Origin of the sequence: Leptospira wolbachii serovar Codice str. CDC, from assembly GCF_000332515.2 — a bacterium.
Taxonomy (GTDB): domain Bacteria; phylum Spirochaetota; class Leptospiria; order Leptospirales; family Leptospiraceae; genus Leptospira_A; species Leptospira_A wolbachii.
Map to the genome: position 1 here is coordinate 2,459,304 of NZ_AOGZ02000014.1, position 14,895 is coordinate 2,474,198.

The following is a 14,895-nucleotide window of genomic DNA, read 5'->3' on the forward strand; positions in this document are numbered from 1 at the left end:
TAAAGAACAAACTTTCTGATTTAGATTTTCTTACTTAGATTTGGTTCGGTTTAGATAATAAATTCGTTTCCCTTCATTTCTTTTTTCGGTCTCGAAAAAGGAAATAGGGAAACCCGGCCTTTCAAACTCGTATTCTTTCTCTTCCCAAACAAACTTTGGAAATTTTCGGAATAGGGAAATGGTTCGTCTTGCATAAGGGCCGTAGTCGGTTGCAAATAATAACTTCCCACCTGGTTTTAACAAATCATAAATTTGTTCGAGCATATCGGCTTGCATAAGCCTGTTTTTTCGGTGTTTTTTCTTTGGCCAAGGATCAGGGAAGTTGATGATAATTCTGTCAAAAATTTCTTTCTCGAGTAACTCATTAAAGAACCACTGGAAGTTAACGGTCATATAGCGGATATTTTCTAAACCCAGCATTTTTCGTTGTTTTTCGGTGTGGACAATTCGGTTCACCTTCTTTTCCATCAGTAGGTAACCTGTTTGGCGGTCTCTCGTAGCTAATTCGATGGCAACTTCACCCCAACCAGATCCAAGTTCTAAAACAAGGTTTTGGATCTCTTCCGGGAAAGATTTTTTTAGATCGATTTTTTTTCCCCGATCTTTAGGTTGCAGGAGGTAGTCTGATTGATAGGAAGTCTTGGTAGTAAACTTCCAAAGTTTTTCTTGGATTTCCGGGTTAACTAACAATTGCATTCCTTCCGATGATGTATTGTCAGGATTTTTAAAAGGAACTAGATGAAAATAACTCTTTTTGGTGTTCGAGGTTCTCTTCCCACACCGATTTCTAAACAGGAACAACGGGAGAAAACTTTAAAGATTCTCCAAATGGCCAAAGAAGAGTGGCGAAAGGATCCCGCCGGATTCTCAGAAGAGGAATTTCTAAATCATTTGCCCATCCCCCTTTCTCAAGATTTGGGTGGAAACACCACTTGTGTGTTCATTGAAGGAGACGGGGGAGAAAAAGTCATTTTAGATATGGGGACGGGGCTTCGTGTCCTTGGCAACCAAATGGCCCCGCAAGCATTTAGCGGAGAAGATATGGACATCCATATCCTTGTTTCCCATACTCATTGGGATCATATCCAAGGTTGGCCATTTTTTAAACCAGGTTATTCTCCATCTTGCAATATTCACTTTTACTCATGTATTGAAAATTTAGAAGAAAGGCTAATCCGCCAACAACATCCTGAAAATTTTCCAGTTTCTTTCCAACAAATGGCATCCAAGAAACAATTTCATCTTTGGAAAGAGTTCGAATCTTATATGTTAGGTGGACTAAAAATAATTCCTTTTGGCCTTCGCCATCCTGGGTCTTGTACGGGATACAGAATTCGAGAAGGAAATAAAATTTTCCTTTTTTGTACGGATGTGGAATATCGGGAAGAAGACCGCGAACATCTGATCAAAATGAAACCTCAAATTGCGGGAGCCGATCTTATCATCATAGATGCACAGTATAGCACTGCTGAGGCGGAAAAAAAAATAGGTTGGGGTCATACTGCTGTAAGTAAAGCAGTAGAGTTTGCGGAAATGATGGAGATTCGTTCTGTTGTCCTTACTCACCATGAGCCGGACCATACAGATCATGAAGTGGCGCGTATTATTCTAGATGAAGCCAGGTTGATGAAACCGGGTGGAATGCAGATACATATTGCTCACGAAGGACAAAAGTTTATTCTTTAGAAAATCAAAACCTTCTTGTATAGAACTAGAATCTAGATGGTTTGAATCCGATGATCTTTGTTTCAATCATTCGTTGATTAGGTAATTGGAGTGGTATCCTTTTGCCTCACCTGACCATTCCGGACAATCTAGTTTTAGATCCGCATACCAATGGATTTGGTAAGGTTTGGCAAAGAATAGTTGGATAAAAAATCGTAAAAACGAGGAAATATTTTCTAGTGCACTCATTGCAGCAATCGGCCGCACTCGTTTGACATATAGGGAACATTTTCCTTCGTTAAAATATAAAACTTCTGTTTTAGGAATCGTATAACCAGAAGTAGGTTCTTTTTCCCAATCCAAAACTTCTGCTCGTTCTACGGTTCCTTCTAAAACCAAGTGTCCCGTTGGATCAAGGACTGCTACTCGACGAAAAAAAGCACCAGGGAAATCTGAATTTCCTACGAACCCACCTGTAAAAATTCTATGTCCATCTTTTGTAATCGACCTTACCAATTCCCATTTTTTGGAATATTGGTACACTGCTTCGTTTGAGAGGATATGTTCCAATCCACCAACACCTTTGATCTCTTCTGTAATTTCTTTGTATCGAATGGTTCCTGTTACTTGGGAGAAGGAAAAGGGAATGTCGGCTTGGACAAATTTCCCTTCTTCTTTCAATGGATACCTTCCTTTGGAGATAGGAACAGAACCTCTCCTTGGTTTGTAGTCCAATTTTATTTCCCAGTCCCCATAGTTCATATAGAAGGAATAAATTCCGTTTTTATATTCCATCCAGTTCTCCCCACTTTTTTGGTAGAACTGGCCTTTTTTGGATTCATATTCATCAGCATCGAATTCGCGAGTGGAATAAAACACAGGTTGGTCTTTAGGTTTTAAGAGTAAAGATATACCATTGTTATGCGATCCTGGTCCAAAATTGCTAACAAGGAACGTGGCAAACAAATTGTATTTTTCATTACGGAAGGTAAAGTTCCAAGCTTGGAGATAACCTTCTTCGGGGAAATGTTGGGTTTTGAAATCTTGGGCGAGGAGGTTTTCTGTTGTTAGTAATGAAAAAAAAAGAAATAACCAAACGAATCGAAAGAATTGCCGAAACACCGGCAAATCCTAACGGGTGCTCGAAAAAGAATCAAGATTTTTCTTCGGGATTTCCTTTAAATGGAAACGTTGCTGGGAAGTGCTAAAGCAAATAAATCTCCGAGACAAACGAGCGAAAAGACAGGGTGTTCCGTATTGCCAATTTGTCCGAGCCTTTCCCTCTCCTCTGCGATCCCATCGATATGGATCCAGGATTCTATCTGCTCTTCTGGTAGAATGCGACAGGCCACCTGGTATTCAAAGGTTCCGATTTGTGAGAAAAAAATTTGAACCGATTCCGGGGAAGAATCGGCTAAAGCACGACGGAAGGCAAACTGTTTGGACTTGGTTTCGCCTCGCATTTCGTAGTAGTGGTTCAGAATTCGTAAGATATGTAAGAATTCTTCTTTTTTTGTCATAAGCTCGCGCCAGGAAACTTCGGTTTCTTTCATACTTGTGGGGGTCGAAGAGATTGGACTTTGGTTCTTAAAAAAGGATTCTCACTTGAAAAATACTTTCCCCTATCCAGGATGAACGAAACGGATATGGTAACGGAGATTTTAGAAATATTCTGGAAAGAGAAACTCCGGTTTGCTCAATACTGTTTTGATGAATTGGCTCCTTTGGATACAAAGTCCTTTTCTGGAAAAAGACCAAATGGGAAATCACCCCAATGGACTCTCCAACAGATGGTCTCTTATGATCGCACTTTTAGTTTTTACTTACCAATTTCATTACGAATCAGCGGATTCTTCTTTTTTAACACATTCAAAGACCAAGACATCGAAAAAGATTTGGAAGCCATTCGGGACAGATACAGACCACCAGCTTTTCCCTCCCATTTTTGGGAAATCCAGATCACGAAAGCCGAAGACCTTCGGATCAATGCCAAAGATCCTTTGGTGAAGGAACAGTGCGAATCTTGGAAAGAAGTGCTTGTTCGATTGGAATCCAAACTTTCTGAAATTTCAGATCGTGATGCCTATAGAAAAAGATATACATCCCTTACAGGAATTCATACCATTTCAGGAGCGATCAATAATTCTACGGAGTTTTGTCACTATCTATGGAATTTGTACATGGCAAATCCAACATAACTGTATTTTAAACGAATCAAAAATGTACCGAGTTTAGGAGAAATCAATGGGAAAAATTAAAGTAAAAACACCGCTTGTTGAGTTAGACGGCGATGAAATGACAAGAATTATCTGGAAAGAAATTAAAGATCGTTTCATCTACCCTTATTTAGACATCACTTTGGAATATTATGACTTAGGTGTTGAATACCGTGATAAAACGGATGACCAAGTAACTGTAGATTCTGCGAATGCGATCAAAAAACATGGCGTAGGTGTTAAATGTGCAACCATTACTCCAAACGCAGACCGCGTAAAAGAATACAACCTAAAACAAGAATGGAAATCACCTAACGGAACCATCCGTGCCATCTTAGATGGAACTGTTTTCCGTAAACCTATCATCATCAAAAATATTCCAGCAGCTGTGAACTCTTGGAAAAAACCAATTGCGATTGGACGACATGCTTACGGTGATATTTACCGTGACGTGGAAATCTTAGTTGATGGCCCAGGAAAAGTAGAACTCGTTTATACAGATGCTTCTGGTAAAGAAAAACAAAGATTGCTTGTGAATGAATTCAAAGGTGCTGGCGTTGCGCTTGCAATGCACAACTTAGATGAGTCCATCAAATCTTTTGCTAAGGCATGTTTTACTTATGCTTTATCTGAAAAAATTAGTATCTGGTTTGCAACGAAAGATACGATCTCTAAAAAATACCATGCTCGTTTCCGTGATATCTTTGATAACATGGCAAAAGAACAAGATGCTGCTATGAAAGCTGCGGGTATTACTTATAGTTATTACCTCATCGATGATGCTGTAGCACAGATCATGAAAAACGAAGGCGGACAACTTTGGGCTCTTATGAACTACGACGGAGACGTTATGAGTGATATGGTGGCTTCTGGTTTTGGTTCCCTTGGTCTTATGACTTCAGTTCTCGTATCTCCTGATGGAAAGTATGAGTATGAAGCGGCACACGGAACTGTGACTCGCCACTACCGTAAATACCAAAAAGGTGAAACTACTTCGACAAACTCTGTAGCGTCTATCTTTGCATGGACTGGAGCTCTTGCGAAACGTGGGGAACTCGACGGAACTCCCGATGTAGTAAACTTTGCTTTGAAACTGGAAGAAGCGATCATTGAAACCATCGAAGGTGGTGAAATGACAAAAGACTTACTTTCTCTTTCCACAGCAGCGAAAAAAACAGAATTGGATACTTTCCAATTTATGGAAGCTGTACAAAAACGATTGGATTCTAAACTCAAATAAGTTTGTATCCCTCGCACCCTGTCGTTTGGCAGGGTGCAATGTTTCCTTTTTAATCAATCCTTCTCCTTCCTAACATATAAAATATTTCCTTGCAATTGCCATTGGATACCATACATTCGATTTTCGTAATAAAGGAAGTCAAATAGGATAATGATCGCTGATTTTATAGAATGGTATGTGCATGAACTTTCAGAAGTAAAATCTTCCGCCGAACTATTTGATAAAAGTATTGGTTATTTACAAAAACTAAACTTTCAGATCGTGCGGGTCAGCATGGGGACTCGTACTTTGCACCCGCAAGTAGAGTCTTTAGCTTACACTTGGGTTCCCAAAGGGAAATTAGAATATTTTGATGACACTACAAATCAACTTCAACATTCGAAATCAATCATAGAATCGGAAAATGGATTTTTAAGAGAGGTTCGTTTTCGATTAGGTTCCTTGCAAACTTCTCAGTTTGTGGTAAGTCCTGTCCAACATGTAATGTCGACCAAAAAGCCGTATTATTTTAGTTATGCGGATCATAAAGAAGAAACATATCCTTATCCCATTTTGGACGATTTGGCTCCTTTAGGGGCCACTGGTTATTTTGCAGTACCAATTTTTCAGAAAGGAGCAGGTTTTGCTTTCCTCAGTTTGGTTACAGAAAAACCAAATGGTTGGTCTCCTGAAGAACTTAATTTTTTGAACCAAGTTCTAAAAATGATTTCTTTGCAGTGGATCAACTTCATTCAAAATGAATTAACAGAATCTCTTCTGAGTGTTTATCTGGGAAAAAGAACCGGATCTACAGTATATTCGGGAAAAATATTTTTGGGAGAACTGGATAAAATCCAATCGGTAATATGGTTTTCTGACATTCGAAATTATTCTGGGATGAGTGAAAAATTGTCACCTCCAGAAGTTATACAGTTGTTAAATGATTATTTTGGTTTGGCAATCCCACTCATTGAAGCACATGGTGGCGAAGTTTTGAAACTATTGGGAGATGGAATTTTAGCAGTATTTCCATACACAGAATCTAATAAAACATTTGTTGGAAAAAAAGTCCTTCTCGCCGTAAGAAAGTTAGGTGGGGATTTATTTCGCCACAACCAATCGAGAGAAAATGAGGCAAAACTCCCAATTCATCATGGGGTGGGTTTACACTCCGGCGAAATCCTTTATGGAAATATTGGTTCGAAGGAGAGATTGGATTTTACTGTAATTGGAGAAGCCGTCAACCTAACTAGTCGGATTGCAGGTATGTGTGGGGAGTTAGAAAAAGCTGTGTTGGCCTCCGAAAATTTAGCCAACCAAATCCCTGTTCGTTGGGAAGAGCTCGGAGAACACAAACTGAAAGGGATTGGCTCTCCACAGAAAATTTTTGCAATTTCGGAACGAGTGAAGAAGAAGTATTGAGATGGGAAATCGTTTCCAAATCTAGATTTTTTCTATATAGTTTAGCGAACAATCACCCACTGGCCACCTATCCAGCTTAAATAAAGTGGAATAGCAGCTCCTTTTTTAGATGTAAGAATAGGCTCACCTTTCTGATTTGTCACACTTACAATCTGGTTGTTACAAACTAAGGTAAACTTTAGATTCTTTGTATCTAGTTTCCAGCTGGACCCAATGGCCTTTGTCATACCAGCTATGGACTTGAGTTCGTCTGCTTCTATATAGGGATAATAACGAACTTCGGATGTGTCCTTTGCTCGGAATTGAATCCAAGAAAGGATCTTCTTTGCCTCTTTTGTGTTGAGAATTTTTGTGAATTCTTTTGCAAACTCAAGAATAGAGGTTTCCTTTTCTTTCGTAAGAGTAATGGCTTCTGCTTGCTTCCACAATTGGCTTGGCGGAATAAAAGGTGGATTCAATTCTATTTCGGTCCATTCACCTAAACTAGATTTGGTGGAAGTCGGCCATTGGAAGTGTTCTAATAAAATTCCTTCGTCTGGAAATTGCCCTTTTTGACCTATGTACAATTTGACTTCTGCTTCTTTGGAAAGTCCGGTATTTTCTTTTTGTTTACTCTTTCGTTCTGTTAGTCGGATCTTGATTTTGTTTTTATCGGGTTGGATCCAGTAGTTGATATCCGCTTGTCCAGAGGAGTCTTCATTAGAAGATCCATCTCGTACATCATAGCCATTCACATTGATTTCTAAATTTACCCCATAGTTTTTGTAAGTGAGTATATAGTAACCTTCTTTGGGAGGGCCGGGAGGACTTGGTTTTTCTTCCGCGAAGATTGGGGAAAAGGAAATCATGATCACTAGAAAAAGGAACGAGATTCTTTGCATCGATAGTTCTCCAATAGCAAGGTAACGGAGGATATTAAATGCTAAAAATATATTGTCGATGATAAATTAAACGATTCTATACTTTTATTTTGCGAAACTAGTTCAAATGCAATCCTTAAAAGTTCTATTACCTTCCTTATGAACGCTATTTAGCCTTGCATTTATAAAGTTCCCACTCAAATCAAACAGAGAAGAGTCGCATTTGATGAGAATTGAATTTTGTAATACAGTAGGAAAAGAACATAAAAATATGTTTGAATTTTTGTTATCATTCACAATAGGCCTGGAATCGCTGGGTATCCATTGGTTATGATTTGTAGATGGACTCCTCTGCAAATAAATGCTGTAGCTACTGTTTGCTGTATAAAAGTCAAAGATATATTCAGAAATAATTTCATTTAGAAGTTCATTTGGAAAAGCCGGTAATCCCAGTAATGGAATTTCGCGTAAGGTGATATCCAATTGAATTTCTGTCATTTTTGAAAACGAATAGTTTGATATATCCTTATAACCATTACTTTGCGTTAAGTTTTCCTGGAAACCCAGGGTTTCCACATCATTGAGATTATCTTCCATTACAGTTCCGTTGCGAATGGATGTAAATCCACAGTTATCTGCATTTGCAGAGTATAAAATCCCTAAGATAGTGAGTAAGTATAATTTTTCAGAAGGACCATTATTCTTACCGTAACAATTGGAGAATATTGGGCATAGAAGTAGAATGAATATCAATTTAAATTTAGAAAACAGTTTAGTATTGGATCCCATATTTGAGTTTCTCCGTGATTACATTTTGAAAAAAAAGCATTTCCGTAGAAGTTAGACTTAGTGAGTTTAAACAACTTTCATTTGGATTTCCGTGAATAGCTAATAACATCTTCCAATTCATTGCAAATGAACGATCATTATTATTCATTATACTTTTATAATCTTTAGTTTGATTTCGAATACTAGAGCAATCTTTCCAAAAAGAAATTGTCCCTGGAACCAAATTAAAGTCTGAAAATTTATTCTTTATCTGAAAGGAATCAGCAGGAATTGTTTGGAGAATTCGATCCCGTACAGAATCAATGGCGGTTAAACAAGTTGGATTACTTAAATCATGAATATCTAAGTTCGTTATTATAGAATTTTTGAAATTTTCGGTAGGAATATCAAGAAATGTTTCTTTGCTACAGTTTTGGAAATTTTCTTGTACGCAGAAGTATCCGAGGATTTGGTCATTTTTTAAAACACTGGTCATGCAACCTGACCATTTTTGTATATCAGGAGTTTGAAAGATTGGTGCTGGATTGTTGATTAAAGCAAAGATTAAATTACGATTTGGTGACTTCTCTGTTATACAGCCATTGAGTAGGATTAAGAATAACAAATACTTGAAAATAAATTCAAAATCGCATTTCATATTTTAAATCAATCCGTTTCCCAACATTGTCATTTTGAATTCTGTTTTGGAGTTCATCTATTGAGATTTCTGCTCTCTCGGGAATCCGCAAATCATTCCAGCTAGAGTCTTTTCCGAACCTAATATAAGCTATAATGGAACTTCCAAGGAAAATGCTGGTTGTTAGAAATGCAGAAATTACGAATTCGCGATTCCTCTGCTGAAATGTATCCTGCTTGTCTGATGAGTTGAGGCCATAGATCGAGTCACCGAGTTTTTGGTTTGCTTGTAAGGCTGAAGAATAAGTATAAGCAGTCAAAAGGAGAAGGCCTATTTTTAGTGGTCTTATGAATTCATCATTAAGAAAATAATTGCCTTTATTGTTGTATTCGTATTGATAATGGCTTCCTGCTTCGAAGCGGTAGAAGGATTCCAAAGAGGCATTCCACTTTGATTTTGATTTTACGGTATCGTAAAAATTCTTATCCACAATATTAACTACTTTGCTTTTCGGAATAGGATAACCAACATTTGCATCACGAATGAATATCGAACCATCGCCTAAATCTAGATATTCAGCATCGACTACAAATTTGTTCTCATAAAGAATTTTGCCTTCAGTAAATTTTTTTTCGTTAGCATAGATCGTCCCTAAGTTAAAAAAAAATATAAACAGCAATAAGAAAAATTTTATTTTTACCATACAATTGAGTTTGTGTCTATGATCCATTCTTTTACCTTTCCATTCTCATCGATTTCTTCAAGCTTCCAATACTCTCTATTCTCTAAGAAATATTTATTGAACCTTTGAATTTTCATTTTTCTGCCTTTCAGAAAATCTGGAGGGTGAGGTTTTATGTATACCTCTGATGTTTTTTGTCCTAGAGTTTTTTCTTTAGAAATATTTGCTTTTTTGTGACAGTTTTTTTATCGCAATTGGATAGAATAATTGCATCGGTATCTAATTTTTGGTCATCTAACTCAAACTGAAAATAAAACAGTGATAGATTTATTATAAAAGAAATAACAAATAATAAGAACCAGGGGGATTTCATTTATTTTGTATTAACTTTCTTCGATGATAGAAATAAAAATCTGGTCTTTTGTGAGTCTAGTAACCTTTCCTCTAAGCTTTTTTTTAGATTTTTTTAACTCGCTAAACAATGTTAATTCTTGAGATAGTTGGATCTTTGAATCCCCTGGGTTTTGGAATAAGATTCCCTTGATGCTGCGGTTGATAGATTTTAATCGAATACCTAACTCAGATACATAATCTTTATTCCATGGAATACGTAAGTTTCTTCTCCATCCTCTCTTATTGTCTTTTGAGAAATACGGAGAACTAATATCTTTATTCAATATCCATGGAACCAAGGAAATTAGTATAAAACTCTGAGCTAAAATGGAAAAGTTAATTCCTGTGGGATGGTAGAAGGTGATGTAACTATTATAAATAAAGAGACTTATGGAATACACCATCCAACCAATGAATGCCCAGCGAAATTTATAAATTAACCCCACCGAGACACAAATTGGTAAAAAAAGAAAAAACATTTTCCAGGGAGTAAAAACTAACGGAATCCAGTTCATTTGGAACCGACTCCAACCATAAGGAAAAAAAATATGCAATATATTAAATATAGGTGAAATAACCAAAGCTCCTGCGATTCCTAGAATTCTTTTGGGAATCTGCGTATGTTTTGGCCAAAATTGCTTTATCAATGGGGGCATGATAAAAATTCTCCTAAGATTCTAATGTTTCCTCTACTGATCTCGTCGGTGTTATTGGGTGTTTTGTCAATAATATCTATAACGTAATCATTGCTATAACCTTCTGGAAATTGAAGATTTTCGTTATGAATTAGTTTTAGATACGCAGAGTTCAATCCATTTAGAATTACTCGCCGCGAAGAGTAAGACTGATTTTGGAAAACAAAATTGAGGATCTCATTAGTTTCAATAAAAGAGTTTGAATTTTCTGGATTTCTTGAATCATAAATAATTTCTGATTCATTTTCAAGTATAATATGAAACTTTGCACTTGCAGATAGAGCATGGTCTAATCCGAATTTTTGGTTTTTAAAAAATATTCGATAATAATCCGTGTCATTACGAGGAAAAATAACGCTCATCATTTCGAATTGAAATGCATTAAATGCGCTTACATAATTTCTAGCAGGTACATCAATGCAGAATGCACTTTCTTTTGTGTCATTTGGCTCGAATGAATACCGGCGGTTTTCGGTAGTTAGTAATAATACCGTCAATAGCTCAGGACTTAACTCAGCCTTCTCCGGTTGGCATGAAGGAAAACAATTTAATTGTAGGAAGACAATTGTAAGTATATAGATATTACTTATTTTCCACATAGTATTCAAAGTATCCTTTTTCCTTTTGAGTAGACAAATGCGCATAGTTTAGCCCACTTCTTGTGATAAAGTCGTTGATGGAATGAGGGTTACTAAAGCGGATATGACCGTCTTTTTGGTCATATAAGTGCTTCCAAATATCGTTATAATATCTTGGGGGAAAAATATAAGAACTCCGATCATCAAATTCAAAAAGTCCACTAGAGGTTTTTGAGTGGTGATCGCAGCTCAGTTGCCCAGTGCGAAGATCATAATAATGGACGAAATGGATATTAATTGAAATGGGAGACTTAACTACTGTATGTCTATCATCGTAATCAATAAGACCTGAGCAGTAGTCTTCTGTATAAGGTATCCCTGCCCAGACCCCCACGCCAGTCCAACATTCCGTACCCATAGATCTATTGGGTTTTCCAATGGGTGACCAGGTTGTTCCTTGGCAACCCTCCGGAGTGATCCGACTAATAAAATCCCCAAAGCTTTCGTTCTGAGATGTATATTCCGGTAGATTTTCGGTAAACCAATAGTATTCGATTGCAGGCGAAGTAAAATAGTCTATACGCGAATATTCGATGACTCCCATATCTTTGATTTCTTTACCGAGAGGATACCAGTTAATTGCTGTCGAATACAAAGGTGTTGCTTCTTGTAAGAATTCGGGCCAGTCGATCCCATAATTGCTTGTCCATGAGAGTTTACTTGTTTGGTAAATGCCATCTTCAACTTTTATATAGTCCAGATTTGGAGAATTTGCCGCCTGATTCTCTTTTTTCCAAGTTATGGCAAACGCATTACTTGGAACGTGCTGTGACTTTAAGCTTTCGATAGAAATCGATTTGTCTAACTCTAAGATAGGTGTCTGTTCCTTTCGGTAGTTTGGCTGTTGATTCATCCCGATGATATTGGACGCTAAATCAATATCATACTGAATTATCGACGGTGCTTTTGCCAAACAATTATTGCTTACTTTTTCATTTGCTTTGTCTATCGTGAACGTGCCAAATGAGATACTGTCGAAAGGGTTAATGATGGGTAACCCTTTCGTCAAGCCATTCAATCCATGTAAGTCTACCAATTCCCAATAGTCATCAGGAGTGACACCCATGGCAAAGACCATTGGGCTTAGATTTTGAAGTTTAGCTGGGTAAGGTAGATGTCGAATCATACTCACGACATTCGATCTACCCATATGTACTCTATCATAAAATCTCTCATTTGAAACATTGCCCGCGTTAGTATTGGATATAATTTTTCGAAAATTATCTTCACAGCTATCTTCTAAATCATAGAGAAAACTAGATATCGCCATGATTTGATTGTTATCGAAGTAGTTTTCTTTGATAAATGGAAGACTTGAATTGCGGTATTCTTTGCTATCCGCCCCATTGAAGATATCAAAATCAGTATATGGCCTATCTGTTCCTAATAATAACCCTAGCAAAAGAGTATTTGAGGAGAAATCCAAGTACCCCGAATGATGGTTTTCTTCAATATTTTTACATCCGTAGGTAGGACAATAACTCATGTTTGCATTAAGCAGAAATTCTATATAATTAGCAATTCCTTCATGCAATTTCCCATATTCTGATTTTCTTGGCTCAAATCCTTGGATCACATCTTCTGCATATTTGGCAATTTGTTCTCGGTATTTGGATTCTCCAATGAGGGAGCAGTGTACGATATGAGAGTATTCGTGAACCACGGTAAGGAAGTTTTCATACCTCTCCAAGTAAATATCAAAACTTAAAAAATGCGAGGAGATCGATAGGATTCCAGGATCATAAAGCGCCACTTTTTGAGTATCCACCAAGTTAATAATTTGTCCGCAAGGAGCAAAGGCCCCAATACTATCATCTCCACCACCTTTCCATGTAGCTGGGTTCATCCCTCCACCCTGGAATACATTGGCCCTTTTTGTTAGCACACCTAGCTTCTGTAAAGCTTCCGCATGGGCAAACTGAATCATTGCGGCAGTTTGAGAAAATGAATTTTTGATTTGGATATAATATGGAAATTCCCTCGGTTTAAATTGGCCTGCACATATTGTTAGAGGAAAGATACCGTTGTTTGTTATCCTCGAATATCCATTATCTAAATTGTAACATATATTATACGAAATTGGAGTTCCCAGAATGGGAACAGTCGCTTGTAAATTCTTATTAAAAATTCCATTCATTAATGTAGTGCTTTTTTCTGTCAGGAGATCGAAAGGATTGAAGTCTTGGAGTTCTCCGGGTAATTGTGGTCCTACACGAAACTCAATAGGTGTCCAATCAAGAGTCATTTTTCGATCCTGGCGTTTGAATTGAAAAACCTTTCCATTGGCATCCAGAACTTCAATGATACCCCGCAGGGGTTTGTAACTTGAAAGTTTCAATTTATCCCTAAGCCATTTGGGAAGTTTTAGCCTATCGCGAATCCATTTTGGGGGAGTAAATGCATTGTTAAAAAACTCAGATGGCTTAATCTTCATCCGATTTCTTAACTCATCTGGTATTGTAAGTCTATTTAAATCAAATTTTAACCGGTTTGTTAGTTGAACGTTTGCTTTGATAATTCCTATTCTAACATGGTTCCAAACATTTGAAAATATTCTTGATAATCCTCCCCTTAAGAACCCAAAAATTGCAAATTGATAATTCTCGGCAGGATCTCTGAGTTTTTGTAATTTTAAGTAGGCTTGGTTGTCTCGTATCTTCCATTCATTTGCTTCCAGTTGCAATTGGTCTGAATACACCTGGAATTGCTCAGGTGACATTGACAAGTCAAAGTCCAGGAGTGCCAGTTCTTCGTAATCTATTGGTTTTAAAATTTCGATTGCCTGGAAAAGATCATTCATTAATAAAAAATTGTAATGATATCCGCTAAGGATAACGTAAACAAAACCACCATCTTTATACGCTGACCAATCTATGTAGCCCACTAATTCTTGATTGGAAGGTTTATAATTCATTCCTTCTACTTCGAAATAAGGAAACGCTGAATAGGGGATAATTAGTTCTTTTAGATATTGGAGTTCAATGCTCGACGAAATAAAAATTCTAGCATGATACACGCCCGGTTGCTCAATTTTTTGAGTCAGTAGTTCTTTGGTTTTATTTACTTCATGGATTCGGTTACGAAGTTCTAAAGTTTCCGATGGAGAATGAGGCAAAGGGATAGGATTTGAAGCATCTATTGGTAAAGGTTCTGCAGTCTTTAGATCGGCCAAGGTTAATTCTTGGGAATAATCTTCATCTTCACCTGGTGTAAATAATAGCCAGTTGATTAAATATCCTTTTGCAACAGGATTTTCGGTATTCCAAACATCGATATCTTCTTTTGTTTGAATCCCGAATACGCTACCAAAATCTGTTGTACCGGTTGCAGAGACAGAAATATTGTCTCCATATTCCCAGGGCATCAACAACATCAGAGAATGGTCAGGCTTCTCCTGTGCGATACATGAAAACAAGGTTAATAAAAAAACGGGGAAAATATGTATTCAGAATTTAGAGTTTTTAACTTGTTTCATTTTCCCTCGTTAGGTTTCATTATTATTCTAATGGTACAGACTAACATAAATTCGATTATTATGGAGTGCAAGAATAATTTATGCTAGACTTAGTAGTTCAGAATATAATAACTTGGCTTTTTTCCTTAGTTACTTTCGGGTCGTATGGTATATTCTTCATATTAGAACTATTCTATAAGAATGGGTTCCATTTTGTCTTTGATAGAATTCACTATATTCTCGAAC

14 protein-coding genes are annotated in these 14,895 nt (G+C 37.1%); 4 read left to right on the forward strand and 10 right to left on the reverse strand.

The window, feature by feature from the left end; all coding sequences use genetic code 11:
- Positions 1 to 30 precede the first annotated feature (30 nt).
- A complete protein-coding gene (gene trmB, locus LEP1GSC195_RS16990) occupies positions 31 to 690 on the reverse strand; it encodes a tRNA (guanine(46)-N(7))-methyltransferase TrmB (protein ID WP_015681572.1) in 660 nt (219 codons plus the stop codon).
- Positions 691 to 738: 48 nt separating this feature from the next.
- Between trmB and LEP1GSC195_RS16995 the strand changes: the two genes are divergently transcribed.
- The gene (locus tag LEP1GSC195_RS16995; protein WP_015682225.1) at positions 739 to 1,686 is read left to right on the forward strand and encodes an MBL fold metallo-hydrolase; all 948 of its coding nucleotides are present in this window, start codon (positions 739 to 741) and stop codon (positions 1,684 to 1,686) included.
- A 66-nt stretch (positions 1,687 to 1,752) separates the two neighbouring features.
- On the opposite strand, the gene LEP1GSC195_RS17000 is transcribed toward LEP1GSC195_RS16995, so the two are convergent.
- The gene (locus LEP1GSC195_RS17000; protein WP_015680697.1) at positions 1,753 to 2,787 is read right to left on the reverse strand and encodes a hypothetical protein; all 1,035 of its coding nucleotides are present in this window, start codon (positions 2,785 to 2,787) and stop codon (positions 1,753 to 1,755) included.
- 56 nt (positions 2,788 to 2,843) lie between these two features.
- Complete coding sequence (locus tag LEP1GSC195_RS17005; protein WP_015681949.1) at positions 2,844 to 3,218, reverse strand: LIC_13246 family protein; 375 nt, start codon at positions 3,216 to 3,218, stop codon at positions 2,844 to 2,846.
- Between the two features lie 78 nt (positions 3,219 to 3,296).
- On the opposite strand from LEP1GSC195_RS17005, the gene LEP1GSC195_RS17010 reads away from it, so the two are divergent.
- From LEP1GSC195_RS17010 to LEP1GSC195_RS17020, 3 genes are all read left to right on the forward strand, one after another.
- On the forward strand, positions 3,297 to 3,863 hold the full coding sequence (locus LEP1GSC195_RS17010; RefSeq protein ID WP_051122398.1) for a hypothetical protein: 567 nt from the start codon (positions 3,297 to 3,299) through the stop codon (positions 3,861 to 3,863).
- A 46-nt stretch (positions 3,864 to 3,909) separates the two neighbouring features.
- Positions 3,910 to 5,121 (forward strand): NADP-dependent isocitrate dehydrogenase, encoded by a 1,212-nt coding sequence (locus LEP1GSC195_RS17015; protein ID WP_015680565.1) that lies wholly within the window; start codon positions 3,910 to 3,912, stop codon positions 5,119 to 5,121.
- A 150-nt stretch (positions 5,122 to 5,271) separates the two neighbouring features.
- Entirely contained in the window at positions 5,272 to 6,522 is a 1,251-nt protein-coding gene (locus tag LEP1GSC195_RS17020) for an adenylate/guanylate cyclase domain-containing protein (RefSeq protein ID WP_015681067.1), read from the forward strand.
- 41 nt (positions 6,523 to 6,563) lie between these two features.
- Here the strand turns inward: LEP1GSC195_RS17020 and LEP1GSC195_RS17025 are convergent, their stop codons facing one another.
- The 7 genes from LEP1GSC195_RS17025 to LEP1GSC195_RS17055 all read right to left on the reverse strand — a co-directional run bounded on the left by LEP1GSC195_RS17025 (position 6,564) and on the right by LEP1GSC195_RS17055 (position 14,559).
- The gene (locus tag LEP1GSC195_RS17025; protein WP_015682216.1) at positions 6,564 to 7,403 is read right to left on the reverse strand and encodes a hypothetical protein; all 840 of its coding nucleotides are present in this window, start codon (positions 7,401 to 7,403) and stop codon (positions 6,564 to 6,566) included.
- 102 nt (positions 7,404 to 7,505) lie between these two features.
- Positions 7,506 to 8,171 (reverse strand): hypothetical protein, encoded by a 666-nt coding sequence (locus LEP1GSC195_RS17030; protein ID WP_015681916.1) that lies wholly within the window; start codon positions 8,169 to 8,171, stop codon positions 7,506 to 7,508.
- Positions 8,155 to 8,808 carry a hypothetical protein gene (locus LEP1GSC195_RS17035; protein ID WP_015681203.1) on the reverse strand — a complete coding sequence of 218 codons (654 nt, stop codon included), beginning with the start codon at positions 8,806 to 8,808 and terminating at the stop codon, positions 8,155 to 8,157. The genes LEP1GSC195_RS17030 and LEP1GSC195_RS17035 overlap by 17 nt, the downstream gene beginning before the upstream one ends.
- Positions 8,792 to 9,517 carry a hypothetical protein gene (locus LEP1GSC195_RS17040; RefSeq protein ID WP_015680694.1) on the reverse strand — a complete coding sequence of 242 codons (726 nt, stop codon included), beginning with the start codon at positions 9,515 to 9,517 and terminating at the stop codon, positions 8,792 to 8,794. Before LEP1GSC195_RS17040 ends, LEP1GSC195_RS17035 begins: the two co-directional genes overlap by 17 nt.
- A gap of 335 nt (positions 9,518 to 9,852) precedes the next feature.
- Positions 9,853 to 10,377, reverse strand: a complete 525-nt coding sequence (locus LEP1GSC195_RS17045; RefSeq protein WP_156827663.1) for a hypothetical protein — start codon at positions 10,375 to 10,377, stop codon at positions 9,853 to 9,855.
- Between the two features lie 128 nt (positions 10,378 to 10,505).
- Positions 10,506 to 11,156: a hypothetical protein gene (locus LEP1GSC195_RS17050; RefSeq protein ID WP_015681260.1), complete on the reverse strand. Its 651-nt coding sequence runs from the start codon at positions 11,154 to 11,156 to the stop codon at positions 10,506 to 10,508.
- Positions 11,140 to 14,559 carry a hypothetical protein gene (locus LEP1GSC195_RS17055; protein ID WP_040506916.1) on the reverse strand — a complete coding sequence of 1,140 codons (3,420 nt, stop codon included), beginning with the start codon at positions 14,557 to 14,559 and terminating at the stop codon, positions 11,140 to 11,142. Before LEP1GSC195_RS17055 ends, LEP1GSC195_RS17050 begins: the two co-directional genes overlap by 17 nt.
- Positions 14,560 to 14,895 lie beyond the last annotated feature (336 nt).

Excerpts from the sequence above, each read along its gene's own strand:
- LEP1GSC195_RS17020 (WP_015681067.1), top strand. The coding sequence starts at position 5,272 with ATGATCGCTGATTTTATAGAATGGTATGTGCATGAACTTTCAGAAGTA.
- LEP1GSC195_RS16995 (WP_015682225.1), top strand. The coding sequence starts at position 739 with ATGAAAATAACTCTTTTTGGTGTTCGAGGTTCTCTTCCCACACCGATT.
- LEP1GSC195_RS17040 (WP_015680694.1), bottom strand. The coding sequence starts at position 9,517 with ATGGATCATAGACACAAACTCAATTGTATGGTAAAAATAAAATTTTTC.
- LEP1GSC195_RS17035 (WP_015681203.1), bottom strand. The coding sequence starts at position 8,808 with ATGAAATGCGATTTTGAATTTATTTTCAAGTATTTGTTATTCTTAATC.
- LEP1GSC195_RS17015 (WP_015680565.1), top strand. The coding sequence starts at position 3,910 with ATGGGAAAAATTAAAGTAAAAACACCGCTTGTTGAGTTAGACGGCGAT.
- LEP1GSC195_RS17055 (WP_040506916.1), bottom strand. The coding sequence starts at position 14,559 with ATGCCCTGGGAATATGGAGACAATATTTCTGTCTCTGCAACCGGTACA.
- LEP1GSC195_RS17010 (WP_051122398.1), top strand. The coding sequence starts at position 3,297 with ATGAACGAAACGGATATGGTAACGGAGATTTTAGAAATATTCTGGAAA.
- LEP1GSC195_RS17005 (WP_015681949.1), bottom strand. The coding sequence starts at position 3,218 with ATGAAAGAAACCGAAGTTTCCTGGCGCGAGCTTATGACAAAAAAAGAA.
- LEP1GSC195_RS17030 (WP_015681916.1), bottom strand. The coding sequence starts at position 8,171 with ATGGGATCCAATACTAAACTGTTTTCTAAATTTAAATTGATATTCATT.
- LEP1GSC195_RS17050 (WP_015681260.1), bottom strand. The coding sequence starts at position 11,156 with ATGTGGAAAATAAGTAATATCTATATACTTACAATTGTCTTCCTACAA.
- LEP1GSC195_RS17025 (WP_015682216.1), bottom strand. The coding sequence starts at position 7,403 with ATGCAAAGAATCTCGTTCCTTTTTCTAGTGATCATGATTTCCTTTTCC.
- LEP1GSC195_RS17045 (WP_156827663.1), bottom strand. The coding sequence starts at position 10,377 with ATGAACTGGATTCCGTTAGTTTTTACTCCCTGGAAAATGTTTTTTCTT.